This window comes from Citricoccus sp. CH26A, from assembly GCF_000224415.1.
Lineage (GTDB): Bacteria > Actinomycetota > Actinomycetes > Actinomycetales > Micrococcaceae > Citricoccus.
The window spans coordinates 1-18,297 of record NZ_AFXQ01000025.1 but is presented as its reverse complement, the minus strand read 5'-3'; the positions used below and the strand labels follow the sequence as shown (position 1 = coordinate 18,297).

The following is an 18,297-nucleotide window of genomic DNA, read 5'->3' as shown; positions in this document are numbered from 1 at the left end:
ACCCATGCTGAACCGCCGCCAGGTCGAGCTGAAGACCGTCCCGCAGATGCAGACCATGCACCGCGCGGGACTGGTCCTGCACCGGGCCCTGGACGCCGCCGTCGCCGCCGCCGTCCCCGGGACGACCACGGCCGCCGTGGACGCCGTCTTCGCCGGGGTCCTGGCCGAGGCCGGCGCGACGCCGAACTTCCTGGGCTACTACGGCTACCCGGCGACCATCTGCGCCTCGGTGAACGAGGAGGTGGTGCACGGGATCCCGGGCGACCGGGTGCTGCAGGCCGGGGACGTGCTGAAGATCGACGGCGGCTGCATCATCGACGGCTGGCACTCTGACTCCGCGCGGACGGTCATCCTGGGCAGTTCGGCGGCCGGGACCGCCGATCCCGAGGACGAGCGCCTCTCCGGGATCACCCGCCAGGCGCTGTGGGTGGGCATCGCGGCCCTGGCCACGGCCAAGTACGTGGGGGACATCGGGGACGCGATCGACGACTTCGTCAGCTCGCAGCCGGGTGCCCCGCTGGGCATCCTGCAGGACTACGTGGGCCACGGCATCGGCACCGCCATGCACCAGGCCCCGGACGTGCTCAACTACCGCTCGAAGCACCGCGGGCCGAAGGTCAAGCCGGGCCTGTGCCTGGCGATCGAGCCCATGCTGGTGCGCGGTTCGCTCGAGACGGACGTGCTGGAGGACGACTGGACGGTCGTCACCCGGGACGGCGCGCGCGCCAGCCAGTGGGAGCACTCGGTGGCTCGCCACCGCGGCGGCATCTGGGTCCTCACCGAGCCCGACGGCGGCGCGGCGGGTCTGGCCGCGCACGGCGTGGTTCCGGTGCCCCTCGGCGAGTGACCGGTAGATTCCTCCCCTTGGCCTGCTGATTTCCCTTCCTTCCCCAAAGCCAGTACCATAGATTGCTGGTTGTCTCTACGGTGCGTGTCCACGCCCCGATCGGGCAATTGGAAACATCCCCGTCCGTCCTCTCGCCGCCGTGGCCCCGTGTCACCGGTTGCGGGGAGCGGGCACAACGTAAGTGGAGGACATGGCTAAGAAGGAAGGTGTCATCGAGGTCGAGGGCACGGTCAGCGAGGCATTGCCGAATGCGATGTTCCGCGTCCGCCTGCAGAACGAGCACGTCGTTCTGGCCACGATCTCGGGAAAGATGCGTCAGCACTACATCCGGATCCTCCCCGAGGACCGGGTCGTCGTTGAGCTTAGCCCCTACGACCTCAACCGGGGTCGAATCGTGTACCGCTACAAGTAAACCCACCCACACAACTGCTAACTGAACAGCTAGCGCTGGAGGAGGAACCATGAAGGTTCAGCCGAGCGTGAAGCGGATCTGCGACAAGTGCCAGGTCGTGCGCCGTAAGGGCCGCGTTCTGGTGATCTGCGAGAACCCACGCCACAAGCAGCGCCAGGGCTGACCTCGTCTCACGACGGGATCGTCCACGCGCAGCACCGGTCCTGACGGACCTGGTCCATTCCGGACCGAACAGCAGCACAGCCCGCGTCATCCACGGATGACCACGGCAACCCCTGGACGCAGAGGCCGGGGACCCGAACCGCGTGAGACGCCGGTCGGCGGATTGAGAACCCGGAACTTCGCCGGGACCGCCGTACAGGGCACCGCAGGGAATCCACGTCATGGTGATTCCCGGGGGAGGGGACGTGCTGGTGCAGACCTCTGCTTCAGAAGAACGAGGAGGACGGCCATATGGCACGTCTAGCAGGCGTCGACATCCCGCGCGAGAAGCGCATCGTCATCGCTCTCACGTACATCTTCGGTGTGGGCCAGACCCGCGCCGAGCAGACCCTGGCAGCGACCGGGGTCGACCCGAACACCCGCGTGAAGGATCTCAGCGACGAACAGCTGGTGGCTCTGCGCGATTACATCGAGGCCAACTTCAAGGTCGAGGGTGACCTGCGGCGCGAGGTCGCCGCGGACATCCGCCGCAAGGTGGAGATCGGCTCCTACGAGGGGCTGCGTCACCGTCGTGGACTGCCCGTCCGCGGCCAGCGCACCAAGACCAACGCCCGTACCCGCAAGGGTCCGAAGAAGACCGTCGCCGGCAAGAAGAAGTAACGCTTCCCGGCTCTATCGCCTCGATCCGGGCCTGGCTGGCTGCACGGTTGTGCTGCACAGCGAGTCCGGGTCCCGCCCAGATCCAGCTTTCGTAGGAGACACACATGCCCCCCAAGACACGTGCTGCGGGTGTCCGCAAGCCTCGTCGCAAGGACAAGAAGAACATCACCGTGGGCCAGGCCCACATCAAGAGCACCTTCAACAACACCATCGTGTCCATCACGGACACCACTGGTGCTGTCATCTCGTGGGCCTCGGCCGGCGAGGTGGGCTTCAAGGGTTCGCGTAAGTCCACCCCTTACGCCGCCCAGATGGCCGCTGAGAAGGCCGCCAAGGCCGCTCAGGAGCACGGGCTGCGCAAGGTCGACGTGTTCGTGAAGGGTCCCGGCTCCGGCCGCGAGACCGCGATCCGTTCGCTGCAGGCCGCCGGGCTCGAGGTGGGCTCCATCTCGGACGTGACCCCCTCCGCCCACAACGGTTGCCGTCCGGCCAAGCGCCGCCGCGTCTGACCCCCGTGCCGAGCGCACGCCCCGGGCGTGCGGTCCTCACTCGAGTTCTCTCGTGAGGGCCGCCCGTCGCGGGGCGTGCGCGCCGGTGCTTCCAGCCCACCCCATTCGTTTCCACCCATCGTGTGCGTCATATGGCGGACGCTCGCCGAAAGGAAATGTCAGTGCTCATTGCACAGCGCCCCACGCTGACTGAAGAAGTCGTATCCGACAACCGCTCCCGATTCGTCATCGAGCCCCTGGAGCCGGGTTTCGGCTACACCCTCGGCAACTCCCTTCGCCGGACCCTGCTGTCCTCCATCCCGGGCGCTGCTGTCACCAGCATCCGCGTGGATGGGGTGCTGCACGAGTTCAGCACCGTCGCCGGTGTGAAGGAAGACGTCACCGAGGTCATCCTGAACATCAAGAAGCTGTCGGTCTCCTCCGAGCACGATGAGCCCGTCGTTGCGTACCTGCGCAAGCAGGGCCCCGGCGTCGTCACCGCCGCGGACATCACGTCCCCGGCCGGCGTCGAGGTCCACAACCCGGACCTGCACATCGCCACGCTGAACGGCAAGGGCAAGTTCGACATGGAGCTCATCGTCGAGCGTGGCCGTGGTTACGTCACCGCCGCCCAGAACAAGAGCGCGGATGCCGAGATCGGCCGGATTCCGGTCGACTCCATCTACTCCCCGGTCCTGAAGGTCACCTTCAAGGTCGAGGCCACCCGTGTGGAGCAGCGCACCGACTTCGACAGCCTGATCCTCGACGTCGAGACCAAGGAGTCCATGCTTCCGCGTGACGCCGTGGCCTCGGCCGGCACCACCCTGGTGGAGCTGTTCGGGCTGGCTCGCGAGCTGAACGTCGATGCCGAGGGCATCGAGATCGGCCCGAACCCGACGGAGACCGACATCACCACCGATCTGGCCCTGCCGATCGAGGAGCTGGAGATGACCGTGCGCTCCTACAACTGCCTGAAGCGCGAGGGCATCCACACCGTCGGCGAGCTGGTCGCTCGCTCCGAGGCCGACCTGATGGACATCCGGAACTTCGGTGCCAAGTCCATCGACGAAGTCAAGGAAAAGCTGACCGAACTGGGTCTGTCCCTGAAGGACTCCCCGGCTGGCTACGACCCCTCGCTGCACTCCCAGGAGTCGGACGAGGAGTCCTACGGCGCCGAGTACTGAGCCGCCGTACCACCACCCATAGCGTCCTGATGGCCGGCAGCCGTCAGGGTCCATCTGAGGAGAATCACCAATGCCTACCCCCACCAAGGGACCGCGCCTGGGCGGCGGCCCTGCCCACGAGCGGATCATGCTGGCCAACCTCTCGGCCAACCTGTTCGAGCACAAGAAGATCACCACGACGGTGACCAAGGCCAAGCGCCTGCGTCCCTTCGCCGAGCGCCTGATCACCTTCGCCAAGAAGGGTGACCTCGCGTCCCGCCGCAAGGTCCAGGGCATCATCTCGGCGAAGAACCGCACGAACAAGACCATCGTGCACGAGCTCTTCACCGTGATCGCACCGGCCATGGCCAACCGCGAGGGTGGCTACACCCGCATCACCAAGATCGGCAACCGTCACGGCGACAACGCCCCGATGGCCGTCATCGAGCTCGTCATGGAGCCGGTGTCCCCGAAGCAGGCAGTGGTCCAGGAGGCCGAGAAGGCCACCGAGACCGCCGCTCCGGCTGCCCCGGCCGCCGAGACCGAGGCCACCGAGGCTCCGGTCAACGAGGCCGAGACCGCTGAGGCTCCGGCTGCTGAGACCGAGGCTCCGGCTGCCGCCGAGGCCGACTCCACCGAGGCTCCGGCCGAGGAGAAGTCCGAGGACAAGTGATCCTCACCCGCCGTCCGTGACAGCCCCGCTGTTCGCGACTGCGTCGTTCCGACCCGCTTTCCCCACGTACGTGGGGGAGGCGGGTCGTTGCGTTGGGGGGTGGAGGCGGAGGCGGGCCAGGGCCGCGTGGGGTCTGGGGTGCGTGGGCGGGCGACGGGCGGGTCAGACCAGCCCCGACGCCAGCACGAAGATGGCCCCGCCGTGGGCGACCGTCGACCCGAGGACACCGTGCCGCAACGCCACGATGGCGCAGACGAGTCCTTCGAAGAGGGTGAACGCGACCAGCGGCCAACCGATGTCGGTCACGGTGTAGGCCAGGAACAGGTGTCCGGCGGCGAAGATCAGGCCCGACAGCAGGGCGGCCCTCCAGCGACCGGTCCGGCCTGTACTCTCGTCCTCCAGGTGCGCCTGGAGGAAGCCGCGGAACAGCACCTCCTCGAGGAGGTTGCCGCACAGGGCGAACACCGCGAGCACGATCAGCAGCCCGGCGGCGACGCTGCCGCCGCGGTCCTCGACGGGGATCACCGGCATTCCGCCAGACAACGCCGGGAACCACACGCCGATCGTGCCGTATAGCCACAGGAACGGCAGCACGATGACGGCCATGCCCAGCATGCCGGCCAGGACCGATGTCCACCACCGGTGTCCGGTCCACAGGACGGTCCAGCGCTGTTCCCGGCACGCCAGCACGGCGCCGGCCGCCAACGCCAGTGAGGCGACCGCCAGCACCAGCAGCGCGATCGGATCGTCGGTGAACCGCAACCAGAACCGCGGTATCTCGAACGGGGCGGCCTCGGAGGCGGAACCGACGTCCGTTGTGCCGAATTCCCAGAGTCCGTGGGTGGTCATCGCGTCCCGGGCGAAGATGAATCCCAGGATCAGCACCAGGACCCGTACACCGTGGGCCTGACGGGGGAGGAGCATCACGACGACGGCCACCAGGATGATGCCCGGCGTGACGGTCAGCAGGTACGACATCCAGGGTTCCATGCCTGTCATTCTGCCGTCCCGGCCGAACCGCTTCGGCCTCCGTCCTAGGATGAACCCCATGCCCTCGACGCCCGAAACCGTACCGAGCGACTCGGCGCTGTCCGGAGAAGCATTCTCCTCGGATCCCGCACTCGTCCGCGTCAGGCTGGATCTCGCCTACGACGGCACGGACTACAACGGCTGGGCCACCCAACCGGGGCTGCCCACCGTCCAGGGGGCATTGGAGGACGGCCTGGGGATGATCATCCGCCGTCCCGTGCGAACGGTCGTCGCAGGTCGCACGGACGCGGGTGTGCACGCTCGGGGACAGGTCGTCCACTTCGACCTGACCGAGGCCGAGTGGCTCGGGGTCACGCGCGGTCGCGAGGGCCTGGACCCGGCGTCGACGCTGGTACGGCGACTGTCCGGCGCCCTCAGCCGCGAACACGGGGCCCTGACCATCCACCGCGCCGCACGGGCCCCCGAGGGCTTTGATGCGCGATTCTCCGCCCTGTGGCGTTCCTACAGCTACGCAATCAGTGACGCGCCGGAAACCCGCGACCCCCTGAACCGCCGCTACACGTTCTGGCACAAGACGGCCCTGGACGTCGAGGCGATGCATGCAGAGGCGGTGTCCGTCCTGGGACTGCACGACTTCCTGACGTTCTGCAGGCCGCGCGACGGGGCCACGACCATCCGGGAACTGCAGGATTTCGCAGTCACCCGTGATGACCAGAGCGGCGTCATCACCGCCCGACTGCAGGCCGATGCGTTCTGCCACAACATGGTGCGGGCGCTGGTGGCCGCCGTCATCCAGGTGGGGGAGGGCCGTCACGAACAGGGCTGGGTCGCCAAGCGGTTGGAGGCCATGGTCCGTGACTCGCAGACCAAGCTCGCGCCGCCGCACGCCCTGGTGCTGGAACACGTCCGGTATCCGGACGACGGTGCAGACCCGGGTGCCCATGCTGCCCGTGCCGAGGGAACGCGCGCCAAGCGCCGCAGCCACGAGACGGCCGTGCGAGGACGGTCGAACGTCGGCAACGGTTCCTGAGTCAACCGTAGGGCCGACCACGTTCGCGGGGCCCACTACTGCCGCCAGTATCTGTTGCGCTGGGGCCGTTGCCGTGGATCCAGATAGGGGGCGGGGATGAACCACGGCCGCCCCGATCTCATGTCGATCTCCCAGGCGCCCGCGTGCACGGCGTGGTGGTGATGGTTGCACAACAACACCCCGTTGTCCGTTGACGTGGGTCCACCCCGTTCCCAGTGCTCCACGTGGTGGACATCGCACCACGGTGCAGGAATACTGCATCCCGGTGCAGCACAACCGCCGTCCCTGGCAGCGATGGCCTGACGGAGCCGTGCGGGGAAGAGCCGCTGGGCCCGTCCGACGTCAAGCACCTGGCCGTCACCGCCCAGGACCACCGGCAGGATGTCCGCGTCGCAGGCCAGGGTGCGGATGTTCTGTGGGTGGACCGTCCCGGTGAAGGCAGCATGCGACTGGAACCGGGTCAGGTCCTCCACGGTGATGGTTCCCGTGTCCACGAGATCCCGCAGCAGCGTCCGGTAATCGATGGTCACGGCCACCTGGGGGCGCATCCCACCCGTCCAGGGGAGGGTCTTGCTGTCGGCGACGGCGAGGCCTCCGGACAGGCAGGCAATCAGGCCGTCGAGCCGCTTCTGGTTGTCCGTGCGCGGATCGGTCGGTGGTTCGGTATCGCCGTCGTCGGCCTCCGCTCCATGCGCGGCCTGCCCGGGCTCGGGGCTGTTCTGCCGGGCCCGGGGATTGGTCGCAGCAGAGGCGATGGTCATGAGGATCTCGTGCTGGGCGTCGTTCGCGGACAGCAACCACTGATGGAAACCGTTGCTCTTGCCCTTGTGCACCAGCCCCTGGAGCCGTGGGGAATCGAGGTCGACCGGTTCCTTCCCGTCAGGATCCACTGCAGCCTCGAAGTGCTTCAACCAGTGATGGCACACCTTCTGCAGGTTGCGCGGGTCCATGGTCTGCCCCTGCTCGACCATGAGGTTCTCGCCCTGGCGGATCATGAGGTCCGCGGCCTGGGGCTCGATGCCTGCGCGGTCGGCGATCGTGCGAGCCTCGGCCAGGGTGTTGTTGACGTGGTCGATGGCGGATCGGTCCAGTAGGCCCTCGAGCACGGCGCCGGCGAGCTGGGGAAGCCGCGGAGGCAGAGTCTCGCCCGTCAGGGCCCGTGACTCGCAGAGAACGGCGGCATGGCGAAGCCTGCGCCTGCTCTCGGAGATGTCCACGCGAAGCACGCCCCGCAGGTAGTCGGCCGTGTCCCGGAATGCCGTCTTGCCCTCCGGCATCCCGAGCAGCCGAGACCGCTCGGCCGGCAGGTCGAAGACCTCCGCCGTGTGGCCCGCCAGGGACATCTGCGCCGCCGTGACGGAGCGGGCCACTGTCTCGAGCGCGTGGTGGAGGGCCGGCAGCGTGAGAGTGGCATCCTCGATGTCGACCCCCGGGAGAGGCCTCCTATCCATCACATCAGCACGGGCCGCGCGCGAGGATCGGGCGCAGGGAGTCGACGGCGGCAGGCGGTCCTCTGCGGTTTCCGTGCCTGACGAACCACCGGCGAGACACATGGCTCCCCAGTCGCCCGCACGCTCCTCCGGATGGAGCACGGGAGCGAGTTCGTCCAGTGACCGTGCTGATGAGAGCCTGCGCGTCAGCGACATGGATGCCGCAGAGGCGAGCCGAACGAGCTCCTCGAGGGACAGCAGGTCGAGGTCGTCGGCGAGAGGTGCCCCGGGAGTCTCCTGTTCCTGCGCCGTCATCCTGGCCTCCTCCCGGCCTGCTCCGGAGGCTGCTCACCCCGGTTGTAGAACTGATGTTCGAATACATCCATCCCATCACGAGCCTCTTGGAGAAGAAAGCGATCGAGAGAATCTGTGGACGACACGCGGTAAGTGGTCACCTGTGGAGTTCGGAGTAGGGGGCGGGCGTCACTCCCGGCTCCCAGCACTGACGCCCGATCTGCCAGTGTTCGGACCCGGTGCGAACACCGCGCCCGGGCGCCCGCCCCGATCCCATCCCGCCCCGGGCGCCCGTCGTCGACCCCGGACCTGCGCCCATCGGCGGCCGGGCGCCGTCCGAACCCACGCTTTGCCCGCCGTGCGTCGGTCCGGTAGTATGAATCTTCGTTGTGCGTGTCCTTTCCCGGATTCGCTGTGCCCTCGGGTGGCCTGGTTGCATGGTCACTAATGCCCGGAGCGCCGCCGGGAAGCTTTCGGACCCGGCCTCACATCAGTCCTCACCTGATGTACCGGTTGCGCACCGAAGAACTCAGTGCCCGCCCGCGGACTCACGCCCTGCGGCCAGGTCACTGTACCGACACCGAACACGAAGGCAAACACCGTGCGTACGTACACTCCCAAGCCCGGCGACGCCGACCGCCAGTGGCACGTCATCGACGCCACTGACGTCGTGCTGGGTCGTCTTGCCAGCCAGACCGCAACTCTGCTGCGCGGAAAGCACAAGCCGACCTTCGCCCCCCACATGGATATGGGCGATTTCGTCATCATCATCAACGCCGAGAAGGTGGCCCTGACCGGCGCCAAGCTCGAGAAGAAGCGGGCCTACCGCCACTCCGGTTTCCCGGGTGGCCTCTCGTCCGTGTCCTACGCGGAACTGCTGGAGAAGAACCCGGTCCGCGCCGTGGAGAAGGCCGTCCGCGGCATGCTCCCGAAGAACTCCCTGGCTGCTGAGCAGATCCACAAGCTCAAGGTGTACCGCGGTGCCGAGCACCCGCACGCCGCCCAGCAGCCGAAGACGTTCGAGATCACCCAGGTCGCCCAGTAACGGGTCAGCCCCACCACAATCTTTCAAGGAGAACCATGACTCTGAATGAGAATGAGTCGACCGAGGAAGTGGAGCTGACCAGCTACACCTCCGAGTCCACCCCCGCTGCCGAGGCCGTTGCGGTCTCCGAGCGCCCGGCCCTGACCGTCGCCGGCGGCGCCGTGGGTCGTCGCAAGCAGGCCATCGCCCGCGTCCGCGTGATCCCCGGCTCCGGCCAGTGGACCATCAACGGTCGCAGCCTCGAGACCTACTTCCCGAACAAGCTGCACCAGCAGGAAGTCAACGACCCGTTCAAGCTTCTCGAGCTCGAGGGTGCCTATGACGTCATCGCCCGCATCTCCGGCGGTGGCCCCTCCGGTCAGTCCGGCGCCCTGCGCCTGGGCGTGGCCCGTGCCCTCAACGAGATCGACCGGGAGAACAACCGCCCGGCCCTCAAGAAGGCCGGCTTCCTGACCCGCGACGCCCGCGTCATCGAGCGCAAGAAGGCCGGCCTCAAGAAGGCCCGCAAGGCCTCGCAGTTCTCGAAGCGCTGATCCTTCGCTGCCTCCCGGCAGTTCCCGACGGCGGCAGCTCGCCTGCCGCTCTCGGCCCGCGGAACCCCGTGGCCCGGTCCTCACGGACCAGGCTGCGGGGTTCCGCGGTTTAAGCCGGGACTCAGCCGGCGCGGTTTAAGCCTGGACTCAGCCGGCATGGATGAGCGGCGGTATCCACCGGGAGCGCGGTCGCCTGCAGCCGCGACAGTCAGGGACCGGACGGCTCCACGGTGGGGGCGACCCGGAGGCATCACGAGGACTGTCGCGCCATCAGGGCTGCAGCATGCCCGGGGACCGGGCGCGGGATCAGCTGCCCTCGGCGCGGCCCTGCTTCCAGTAGCCCATGAAGGACACGCACTTGCGGTCGATCCCGAGGTCCTTCACGAGGTGCCGCCGGATCGACGTGATCGCCCCGGCCTCACCGGCCAGCCACGCGTACCAGCGCCCGTGCGGCCCCTCGGTGGGCACGTCCCAGAGCGGGGCCTCGCTGTCGGCCTCGGCCTCGACGGCCACGGCTGCCTCGGTCCCGGCACCGGTCCCCGCAACGGCACCTGCCCCGCCGCCGTCGGGACGCCCGGTCGCGGTCACCATGCCGCTCCCCGCGACCGTGGCGCCGTGGTCCCGGCCCCAGGCGCGCAGGGCCTCGGTCAGCGCCTCGCCCTGGGGGCGGTCGTCGCGGGGCAGCCACTGCAGCTGCACGGAGGCGCGGGTGTGGACCGGCAGGGTGTCCTGGGCCGTGGGCACCTCGATGTACACGTGGCCGGAGTAGCGCTCGTCGAGGGTCTCGAGGATGGCGCAGATGGCGGGGGCGGCGGTCTCGTCACCGGCCATCAGCAGGGTGGTGGCCTCGCCCGGGTCCCACTCGATGCCCCCGCTGCGGCCTCGTCCGCCGGTCTCGGAGCGCTCGTCCGGGCCGATGACCACGAGCTCGTCGCCCACCGCCGCGGTGGACGCCCACGCCGAGGCGGGACCGTCGGTGCCGTGCAGCACGAAGTCCACGTCGATCTCGCGCTCGGCGGGGCGCACGGCGCGGACGGTGTAGGTCCGCATGGGGTTGCGCTCCTCCTCGGACAGGGACCGCCACCGCTGGTACCACTCCATCATCGGGGGAGCGGGGTCCTCGAACAGCCCGACGTCCGGCAGTGAGCCGTCGGCGCGCGGGATCATCAGCTTGATCCGCTGGTCCAGGCCCCCGGTGCCGAAGAATTGCAGGTCCTCGTCGGCCAGCGTGAAGCGCATGAAGTGCTCGCTGAGCGGGCTGATCCGGGTCACGTGCGTCCGGTAGGCACGCGTGGCGGGATAGGTCCGGGTGGCCGTCACGGTCATGGCAGGGGGACTCCGTCGGGTCGGGGACGCCTCGGGATCCTCGAGTGAGGTAAGGCTTGCCTATTAACCTACGGAGTCATGCCGTATTGCGCAACGACCTGCCCGGTCAGAGGACCTTGGAGAGGAACTCCTGCAGTCTCGGCTGCTGCGGGTTGTCGAAGATCTGCTCCGGCGGGCCGACCTCCACGATCTTCCCGTGGTCCATGAACAGCACCCGGTCGGCCACCTCGCGGGCGAAGCCCATCTCGTGGGTGACCAGCACCATGGTCATGCCCTCCACGGCCAGGTCGCGGATGACCTGCAGCACCTCGCCCACCATCTCGGGGTCGAGGGCGGAGGTCGCCTCGTCGAAGAGCATGATCTGCGGGCTCATGGCCAGCGCCCGGGCGATGGCCACGCGCTGCTTCTGTCCGCCGGACAACGACGCCGGCCGCGCGTCGGCCTTGTCCTTCAGTCCCACGCGGTCCAGCAACCGCTCGGCGGCCTGCCGTGCCTCGGCCTTGGAGACGTTCTTGACCTCGGTGGGGGCCAGCATGATGTTCTCCGCCACGGTCATGTGGGGGAACAGGTTGAACTGCTGGAACACCATGCCGATGTGGCGGCGGACCTTGTTGATGTCCACCTTGGGGTCCGTGAGGTCGAAGTCGCCGACCCGCACGGTGCCGCCCGTGGGCTCCTCCAGCCGGTTCAGGCAGCGCAGGAACGTGGACTTGCCGGAGCCGGAGGGGCCGATGACGCACAGTACCTCGCCCTCGTGGATCTGCCCGGTGATGCCCTTGAGCACCTCATGGTCGCCGAAGGACTTGGTGAGGTCCTGGACGTCCACCACGACCTTGCGGCCCGGGGCGGTCCCGCCGGTGCTCTCTACGGCCTGGGTGCTCATTTGTTGACCTTCCTGTCCACGTAGTTGGCGAGCTGGGTCAGCAGCGTGATGGCCACGAAGTAGATGACGGCCACGATCAGCAGCACCTCGGTGACGCGGAAGTTCGCGGCGTAGATCTGCTGGGCCTGGTAGAGCAGCTCGGCGAAGCCGATGGCCAGCAGCAGCGAGGAGTCCTTGAGCATGATGACCAGCTGGTTGATCAACGAGGGCGTCATCATCTTGAACGCCTGCGGCAGCACCACGCGCTGCATGGACTTGCCGTAACCCAGGCCCAGGGACCGCGAGGCCTCCATCTGGCCGGGGTCCACCGACTGGACGGCGCCGCGGACGATCTCGGCGATGTACGCCGCACCGTTGAGTGTCAGCGTCAGCACGCCGGCGACCCAGATGTTGACGTTGGTGCCGATCAGCTGCGGCAGGCCGAAGTAGAAGAAGAACGCCCAGACGAGGATCGGGGTGCCGCGGAAGATGCTGATGAAGGTGACCGCGATGCCCCGCAGGACGGGGTTGCGGGTGATCTTCATGAACCCGAAGAGCAGGCCCAGCACCATGGCCAGGGCGAAGGAGATGGCGGTGACCAGCAGGGTGTTGCCCAGGCCGGACATCAGGGCGGGGAACGAGGTGACGAGCAGGCCCCAGAAGGTGGAGCGGTCCACCCCGTCGTCCTCGCCCTCGCCGCCCAGGTAGCGGTTCACGATCTCGTCGTACTCGCCGGAGGCCTGCAGCTCGGCCAGGCCGGCGTCGAACATGGCCAGCAGCTCGGCGTTGTCGCCCTTGTTGACGGCGAAGCCGTAGTCACCCGTGGGGATCTGCTCACCGACCGTGACCAGGCCGGAGCCCTGCTCCACGCCGTAGGCGATGATCGGGTAGTCGTCCATCAGGGCATCGGCGTTGCCGGACTTCACGGACTCCACCATCGTGGTGGTCTGGTCCAGCGGGAGCAGTTCGAAGCCGAACTCCTCCTGGTTCGCCTTCGCCTCCTCCTCGGACAGGGACCCGGTCTTCACGGCCAGGGTCTTGCCCTCGAGGGACTCGAAGCCGGTGATCTCGCCCTCGTCGCCCTCGTTCACGGCCAGGGTCAGGGTGCCCGTGAAGTAGGGCTCGGAGAAGTCGAAGATCTCGCGGCGCTCGTCCGTGATGCCCATGCCGGCGATCACGCCGTCGGCCTGGCCGGACTGCACGGCCTGCAGGGCGGCGTTGAAGCCGAGGGACTGCCACTCGACCTCGAAGCCCTGGTCCTCGGCGATCGACTCCATGATGTCGATGTCGATGCCGGTCAGTTCCCCGGAGGAGTCGCGGAATTCAAAGGGCGCGAACGTGGTGTCCGTGGCGATCGTGTAGGTCTGGCCGGCTCCCGCGGGCGTCGCCGCAGCGGCCGACGGCGCGGTCGCCAGGGTGGTGACGCCCGAGAGTGAGGCGCCGCCGAAGACCAGGGCGGCCAGTGCGACGATCACCGCCAGGGCAGGCCTGTTCTGGATGGATCTCACAAGGATGTCCCCTTCTTCTGTGTCTCCTCCCCGCCGTGGTGGGTGCGGCGGGACGGTGCGATGCCGGCCGGACTCCCGAACGGATCGGGCGGCCCGGCGGGCGTGATGTGACAGTGGAGACCAGCCTACAGAACGCGTGATCCACGCCTCAGAGGTGGCCTGCGACGAGGCCGGGGACGCCAACATGACGTGTTCTGGGTCACGGCGTCCCCGGTCCGGCGTACGATGCGAACACCGACGTGGAGGGGGAATCTCATGGGGGTCGGCTCGACCTATCCGCACACAGGCGCAGGCATCTCGCCGGGCAGCGCCGGAGCGGGCATTGCGCCGGGGTGCGCCGGAGCGCAGATCTCGCCGGGGTGCGCCGGAGCGCAGATCTCGCCGGGGTGCGCCGGAGCGCAGATCTCGCCGGGGTGCGCCGGAGCGCAGATCTCGCCGGGGTGCGCCGGACCAGGCGTCGCGGGCGTCTCGCCGGGCAGCGCCGGGTCCTCCGGATACGCGGCCCCCGCCGGTCGACCGCCCCGGGACATCCGCCGTACGCCTGTGACACGCTGGTCTTTCCCCGTGCCACTAGCCCTGATCCGCCAGCGGAATGACTGATCCCGGACCCGAGCCGATGACGCCGACGCCACTCTTCGAAGACCCCGGAGCCTCCCACCCGGCCCTCCACCGGTTCCTCCGGACTCCCTCCGGCGAGGAGCGACTGCTCATCGTCCGCGCCCCGATGGGCACCGGTGCGCCCTGGCTGGCCGCCGGCTGGGTCGCTGCGTACGGGTCCACCCCGGCCGCCACCCGTGCATCCGCTCCCGAGCCCACCTCCGAGTCCGCCTCTACGCCCACCTCCGACTCAGAGCCCGCGCACGAGCCCACCTCAGCGCCCACTCCCGCGTCCGCCCGCACGCCCGCCCCGGCGCCCGCCTCCGGACAGCCCGACGACGGCCACTCGACTGCCCGGCCCGACGACGGCCACCCGGCTGCCCGGCCGGGCGTCGCTCCGGCTCCGGGTGCCGCACACGGCCCGTTGGGGGAGCTGTACGGCCCGGAGGTGCGCCGGCGCATCTTCTCCTGGGAGCAGTCTGGCGGAGAGGTGCAGGCGTTCATCGACCGGGTGGGATCCCTCCTGGACGATCCCGACGGCGGCCGGGTCGCCGTCGTCGGGGGGCACGAGGTGCCCGTGGCCGCGCTCGCGGCCGCCTTCCCCACACGGCTGGCGGGGCCGGACGACGTGCTGTTGACCGTGGACGAGATCGAGGCCTACGGTGCCCCCGATCCGGCGCGTCAGCCGGCCGGCGTGCCGGTCCAGGTTCCCCTGAGGGGTCAGGTGTCTGCGCAGCTGACCCGGCGGGCGGCCACCAACGGCTACTCGCCGAAGCCGCTCACTCCGCTGCAGATCCACACCCGGACCGGTGGCTGGCTGCGGGCGGTGCGGATCCTCCTGGACGATCCGCTCGGCAACCACGCGGCGAAGCTGGCGGTCATGTCCTCGCTGATGCGCTGGCTCGGCGGGCGCGAGGACCGGGAGGTCGTGGAGATGGCGGCGTTCCTGCCCGAGTTCACGGAGGAGATCCTGGCGGCGTTCAGCGCACACCCCGCGGTGCCGGGCCCCGGGCCGTCGCTGCAGCAGCTGCAGGAGCTGGGGCTGGTGGTGCGGTGCTCGGACGGTCAGCGGCGGATGCCGACGCTCGTCCGGGAGGCGCTGCAGATGTCGGTCATCGACGCGGACCCGCAGCGGGCCCGGGAGCTCAGCGAGGCCGCGGTCGATGCCACCACCCTGAACGTGGGGGTGGAGACCGCCGTCGAGACGGCGTTGCGGGACCGGGCGTGGAAACGCCTGGAGGGGCTCATCCTGGACCACTGGGTGGACCTGTACATGCGGAACGCGCCGATGCTGGCGCAGGCCGTCGGCCGACTGCCCAGCCAGGTCATCTCCGGTCTCGGTGTCACCGGGATCGTCTCCCGGTTGATGGCCGTGACCCGGGCCGACGGCATGGACTTCATGCCGGCCGTCACGAAGCCGGACTACGCCCGGGACGAGACCGCGCAACGACTACGGGTCCGCACGGCACGGATGCCGCTCGACCCCGACCGCAGGACGCTGACCCTGGGCATCGCCGAACTGGCGCACCTGCGGCTGTCCGGGCACTTCGCAGAGGCGGCCGAGGCGGCACAGCGGGTCCGGGCGACGGTGGACGCCGCCGTGGACAGCCTGCGGGTCAGCCCCGCGGTCGCGGGATTCGCCGACCTGCAGGCCGGCATCGCGCTGCACCTGGCCGATCGGCAGGTCGAGGCGAAGGCCGCCTATGAGGCAGCCTACTTCTGGGGTAGCAGCGGTGAGGTGGACTTCATCAAGGCCGATGCCGCCGGCAAGCTCGCGCTGCTCTCGGCGCACATGGGCAACCTGTACCAGACCCGGCGGTGGCTCGAGAAGGTGGACGAACCGCTCGCCGCCGTGCGGTGGGGCCGCCCCATGCTGGCCCGTGCGGCCATCCTGGCCCGGATCCACGTGGCGACGGCCGAGCTCGAGCACGACAAGGCCCGGCAGCTGCTGGCAGAGCTCCCGTTCGAACCGGATTCCAACGAGTTCTGGGCCGCTCATGCCAGCGCCATCGCGTACTGCCTCACGCTGGACGGGCGCCTGGGGGAGGCGGAACACCGGATCGAGGAGTGGCGGCAGCAGCGGCCCTATGCCTGCCGGGCGCCCCTGGCGGACCGGCTCCTCCGCGAGGTCTCGAACCTGGCCATGCTCGTCGGCGGTCGGGGCGGGGCGGTGCCGGACTGGGACCGCAACCCGATGCTCGCCAACCTCGAGGCCATGCGCTGCCTGTGGAAGCAGGACTTCGACGGAACGCTGAGGGCCCTGCACGAGCCGGAGCGCACCAACATGCGGCACCGCGCGCTCGCGGACTTGGCCGAGGTCATCGCCCGGGCCCAGGCCACACCGGAGACGGCGGACGAGTCCGTGCTGCGCCAGCTGCCCCTCATCGCCCGCCAGGGTGCCGAACTGGCGGACCTGGCCTACTTCCATCCCTTCGGCTGGACACCGGTCTTCGTCCGTCTCGGCATGATCGACGACGACGAGGCCGCCCGGATCGCCGCCGTGACCCACCCCGCGGGGGCCGACGCGGAGGTCGTGCCGGAGCTGACGCCGCGCGAGCAGGAGGTGCTGCGGATGCTGCGGGAGGGCATGACCCGCAAGCAGATGGCCGCCTCGACCTTCCGTGCCGAGAACACCATCAAGGGGCAGTTGCGCAGTCTCTACGCCAAGCTCGGTGCCTCGACGTCCGAGGAGGCCCTGGAGGCCGCCCGCCGCTACGGGCTCTGACCGGCTACCCACCGGGGTCTTCCGCCGGGGTGTTCCTGCGGGGTGTTCCTGCGCAACGGTCCAGCGGGGTGTTCCTGCGGAACGGTCGCCCGGGCCGCTCCTGCGGGCTGTTCGGGCGACCCGTATGCCCGGACTCTTCGTACGCGGTGGTTGTGCCCGAGGCATGACGACTGTCACGATGAGGCATGCCTGCTCTGATCCGGTCCCTGCACACCGCCGTCCCACCCATCGTGCTGGAACAGGAGATGGTCAGGGACGTGCTGGTCGCCCAGCCCGGACTGAACCGGCTGGGGAAGCGGCTGGTCCCGGCCGCGTTCAACGCCTCGGGCATTGAGCGCCGGCATACGGTCGTGGAGGACTGGCGCGACGCCGGCCGGGGCGCCAGTGGGCCGATCGGCACCTTCTTCGACCCGGCCACCGGCCACGTGCTCAATCCCAGCACGGGCACCCGCAACCTCGTCTACACCCAGCACGCCGCCGACCTCTACGAGGAGGCCGGCCGCGGTGCCCTGCAGGCCTGTCCGGACCTGGAGCCCGAGGACGTCACGCACGTCATCACCGTCTCCTGTACCGGGTTCTTCTCCCCGGGCCCGGACTACCAGTTGGTGCGCCGGCTCGGGCTGCCCGCCACCACCAAGAGGACCCACATCGGCTTCATGGGCTGCTACGCCGCCCTGCCGGCACTGCGCGAGGCCGCGGCGGTCTGCGAGGCGGACCCGTCCGCCGTCGTGCTGGTGGTGAGTGTGGAGCTGTGCACGCTGCACGTGCGGCTGGGCAACGACCAGGACACGATCGTGGGGGCGTCCCTGTTCTCGGACGGCGCGGCCGCCGCGGTCGTCACGGCGGACACCGCAGGCACCACAGCCACCACAGGGTCCGGTGGGACCGGCGGCCTCGGTCCCTCACGCCCGCGCGGGCTGCGCCTGGACGCCTTCGCCACGGTACTGACCCCGGTGGGGGAGGAGGCCATGGCCTGGAACATCGGGGACAACGGCTTCGAGATGATCCTGGGCACCTACGTCCCGCACATCATCGACGAGCACATCACCTCCGCCCTGGAACCGCTGCTGGCCACCGATCCGGAGCTGGCCGCCCGCCCCTACGCGGAGCTGGAGCACTGGGCCATCCACCCCGGTGGACGGTCCATCCTGGACAAGGTCCAGGCCCGGCTCGGGCTCAGCGTGGAGCAGCTGTGCCCGGCCCGCGAGGTGCTGCGCGATTTCGGGAACATGTCCTCGGCCACCGTGATGTTCGTGCTGCAGCAGATCATGGACTCCCCCGGTGAGGCGGGGGAGCGGGTCTGCGCGATGGCCTTCGGTCCCGGCCTGACCGTGGAGTCGGCCCTGATGACCCGGGCATGAGCGCCGCGGCCGCGCACCGGAGGATCACGCTGCCGGGCGTGCCGGACCTCTCCGTCCGCCGCCCCGAGGTGCCCGAGCAGATGGACAGTCCCGACTGCGACCTGGCCGCCCTGCACCGCACCTACGCGGGGTTCCGGGCCGTCAACACGGTCGTCGCCGGCTGGCAGCTCACCTACCGCACCCTGATCCGG

General features: G+C 69.3%; 17 protein-coding genes and 1 pseudogene. 13 read left to right on the top strand and 5 right to left on the bottom strand.

The window, feature by feature from the left end; translation table 11 throughout:
• Window positions 1-4 precede the first annotated feature (4 nt).
• From map to rplQ, 7 genes are all read left to right on the top strand, one after another.
• Window positions 5-847: a type I methionyl aminopeptidase gene (gene map / locus CITRI_RS0112970; RefSeq protein ID WP_010145296.1), complete on the top strand. Its 843-nt coding sequence runs from the start codon at window positions 5-7 to the stop codon at window positions 845-847.
• 190 nt (window positions 848-1,037) lie between these two features.
• Window positions 1,038-1,259, top strand: coding sequence for a translation initiation factor IF-1 (infA, locus tag CITRI_RS0112965; RefSeq protein WP_010080397.1), 222 nt, complete (start codon window positions 1,038-1,040; stop codon window positions 1,257-1,259).
• 49 nt (window positions 1,260-1,308) lie between these two features.
• Window positions 1,309-1,422, top strand: a complete 114-nt coding sequence (rpmJ, locus tag CITRI_RS0112960; protein ID WP_010145295.1) for a 50S ribosomal protein L36 — start codon at window positions 1,309-1,311, stop codon at window positions 1,420-1,422.
• A 290-nt stretch (window positions 1,423-1,712) separates the two neighbouring features.
• Window positions 1,713-2,081 (top strand): 30S ribosomal protein S13, encoded by a 369-nt coding sequence (rpsM, locus tag CITRI_RS0112955; RefSeq protein ID WP_010145294.1) that lies wholly within the window; start codon window positions 1,713-1,715, stop codon window positions 2,079-2,081.
• A gap of 104 nt (window positions 2,082-2,185) precedes the next feature.
• Window positions 2,186-2,590, top strand: a complete 405-nt coding sequence (rpsK, locus tag CITRI_RS0112950) for a 30S ribosomal protein S11 (RefSeq protein ID WP_010145293.1) — start codon at window positions 2,186-2,188, stop codon at window positions 2,588-2,590.
• Between the two features lie 161 nt (window positions 2,591-2,751).
• Entirely contained in the window at window positions 2,752-3,753 is a 1,002-nt protein-coding gene (locus CITRI_RS0112945) for a DNA-directed RNA polymerase subunit alpha (RefSeq protein WP_010145292.1), read from the top strand.
• Window positions 3,754-3,823: 70 nt separating this feature from the next.
• A complete protein-coding gene (gene rplQ, locus CITRI_RS0112940; RefSeq protein WP_010145291.1) occupies window positions 3,824-4,405 on the top strand; it encodes a 50S ribosomal protein L17 in 582 nt (193 codons plus the stop codon).
• 162 nt (window positions 4,406-4,567) lie between these two features.
• Here the strand turns inward: rplQ and CITRI_RS0112935 are convergent, their stop codons facing one another.
• Window positions 4,568-5,395 (bottom strand): CPBP family intramembrane glutamic endopeptidase, encoded by an 828-nt coding sequence (locus CITRI_RS0112935; RefSeq protein ID WP_010145290.1) that lies wholly within the window; start codon window positions 5,393-5,395, stop codon window positions 4,568-4,570.
• A 58-nt stretch (window positions 5,396-5,453) separates the two neighbouring features.
• On the opposite strand from CITRI_RS0112935, the gene truA reads away from it, so the two are divergent.
• The gene (gene truA, locus CITRI_RS0112930; RefSeq protein ID WP_010145288.1) at window positions 5,454-6,425 is read left to right on the top strand and encodes a tRNA pseudouridine(38-40) synthase TruA; all 972 of its coding nucleotides are present in this window, start codon (window positions 5,454-5,456) and stop codon (window positions 6,423-6,425) included.
• Window positions 6,426-6,460: 35 nt separating this feature from the next.
• On the opposite strand, the gene CITRI_RS17710 is transcribed toward truA, so the two are convergent.
• Complete coding sequence (locus tag CITRI_RS17710; protein WP_237709066.1) at window positions 6,461-7,795, bottom strand: HNH endonuclease signature motif containing protein; 1,335 nt, start codon at window positions 7,793-7,795, stop codon at window positions 6,461-6,463.
• A gap of 955 nt (window positions 7,796-8,750) precedes the next feature.
• Between CITRI_RS17710 and rplM the strand changes: the two genes are divergently transcribed.
• Window positions 8,751-9,194: a 50S ribosomal protein L13 gene (rplM, locus tag CITRI_RS0112920; RefSeq protein WP_010145286.1), complete on the top strand. Its 444-nt coding sequence runs from the start codon at window positions 8,751-8,753 to the stop codon at window positions 9,192-9,194.
• A gap of 35 nt (window positions 9,195-9,229) precedes the next feature.
• Entirely contained in the window at window positions 9,230-9,727 is a 498-nt protein-coding gene (gene rpsI / locus CITRI_RS0112915) for a 30S ribosomal protein S9 (RefSeq protein WP_010145285.1), read from the top strand.
• Window positions 9,728-10,033: 306 nt separating this feature from the next.
• On the opposite strand, the gene CITRI_RS0112910 is transcribed toward rpsI, so the two are convergent.
• The 3 genes from CITRI_RS0112910 to CITRI_RS0112900 all read right to left on the bottom strand — a co-directional run bounded on the left by CITRI_RS0112910 (window position 10,034) and on the right by CITRI_RS0112900 (window position 13,423).
• On the bottom strand, window positions 10,034-11,053 hold the full coding sequence (locus CITRI_RS0112910; protein ID WP_010145284.1) for a siderophore-interacting protein: 1,020 nt from the start codon (window positions 11,051-11,053) through the stop codon (window positions 10,034-10,036).
• A gap of 106 nt (window positions 11,054-11,159) precedes the next feature.
• Window positions 11,160-11,936, bottom strand: a complete 777-nt coding sequence (locus CITRI_RS0112905) for an amino acid ABC transporter ATP-binding protein (RefSeq protein WP_010145283.1) — start codon at window positions 11,934-11,936, stop codon at window positions 11,160-11,162.
• Complete coding sequence (locus tag CITRI_RS0112900) at window positions 11,933-13,423, bottom strand: amino acid ABC transporter substrate-binding protein/permease (protein WP_010145282.1); 1,491 nt, start codon at window positions 13,421-13,423, stop codon at window positions 11,933-11,935. Before CITRI_RS0112900 ends, CITRI_RS0112905 begins: the two co-directional genes overlap by 4 nt.
• A 592-nt stretch (window positions 13,424-14,015) precedes the next feature.
• On the opposite strand from CITRI_RS0112900, the gene CITRI_RS0112895 reads away from it, so the two are divergent.
• The 3 genes and pseudogenes from CITRI_RS0112895 to CITRI_RS19820 form a co-directional block, all read left to right on the top strand.
• Entirely contained in the window at window positions 14,016-16,745 is a 2,730-nt protein-coding gene (locus CITRI_RS0112895) for a helix-turn-helix domain-containing protein (protein ID WP_141566112.1), read from the top strand.
• 185 nt (window positions 16,746-16,930) lie between these two features.
• The gene (locus CITRI_RS0112890) at window positions 16,931-18,106 is read left to right on the top strand and encodes a type III polyketide synthase (RefSeq protein ID WP_010145278.1); all 1,176 of its coding nucleotides are present in this window, start codon (window positions 16,931-16,933) and stop codon (window positions 18,104-18,106) included.
• A pseudogene (locus CITRI_RS19820) lies at window positions 18,103-18,297 on the top strand (hypothetical protein); the annotation flags it as partial. The gene CITRI_RS0112890 and the pseudogene CITRI_RS19820, both read left to right, overlap by 4 nt.

Excerpts from the sequence above, each read along its gene's own strand:
- rpsM (WP_010145294.1), top strand. The coding sequence starts at position 1,713 with ATGGCACGTCTAGCAGGCGTCGACATCCCGCGCGAGAAGCGCATCGTC.
- truA (WP_010145288.1), top strand. The coding sequence starts at position 5,454 with ATGCCCTCGACGCCCGAAACCGTACCGAGCGACTCGGCGCTGTCCGGA.
- rpsI (WP_010145285.1), top strand. The coding sequence starts at position 9,230 with ATGACTCTGAATGAGAATGAGTCGACCGAGGAAGTGGAGCTGACCAGC.
- rpmJ (WP_010145295.1), top strand. The coding sequence starts at position 1,309 with ATGAAGGTTCAGCCGAGCGTGAAGCGGATCTGCGACAAGTGCCAGGTC.
- rpsK (WP_010145293.1), top strand. The coding sequence starts at position 2,186 with ATGCCCCCCAAGACACGTGCTGCGGGTGTCCGCAAGCCTCGTCGCAAG.
- CITRI_RS0112935 (WP_010145290.1), bottom strand. The coding sequence starts at position 5,395 with ATGGAACCCTGGATGTCGTACCTGCTGACCGTCACGCCGGGCATCATC.
- CITRI_RS0112910 (WP_010145284.1), bottom strand. The coding sequence starts at position 11,053 with ATGACCGTGACGGCCACCCGGACCTATCCCGCCACGCGTGCCTACCGG.
- map (WP_010145296.1), top strand. The coding sequence starts at position 5 with ATGCTGAACCGCCGCCAGGTCGAGCTGAAGACCGTCCCGCAGATGCAG.
- CITRI_RS0112895 (WP_141566112.1), top strand. The coding sequence starts at position 14,016 with ATGACTGATCCCGGACCCGAGCCGATGACGCCGACGCCACTCTTCGAA.
- CITRI_RS0112890 (WP_010145278.1), top strand. The coding sequence starts at position 16,931 with ATGCCTGCTCTGATCCGGTCCCTGCACACCGCCGTCCCACCCATCGTG.
- rplQ (WP_010145291.1), top strand. The coding sequence starts at position 3,824 with ATGCCTACCCCCACCAAGGGACCGCGCCTGGGCGGCGGCCCTGCCCAC.
- infA (WP_010080397.1), top strand. The coding sequence starts at position 1,038 with ATGGCTAAGAAGGAAGGTGTCATCGAGGTCGAGGGCACGGTCAGCGAG.
- CITRI_RS0112905 (WP_010145283.1), bottom strand. The coding sequence starts at position 11,936 with ATGAGCACCCAGGCCGTAGAGAGCACCGGCGGGACCGCCCCGGGCCGC.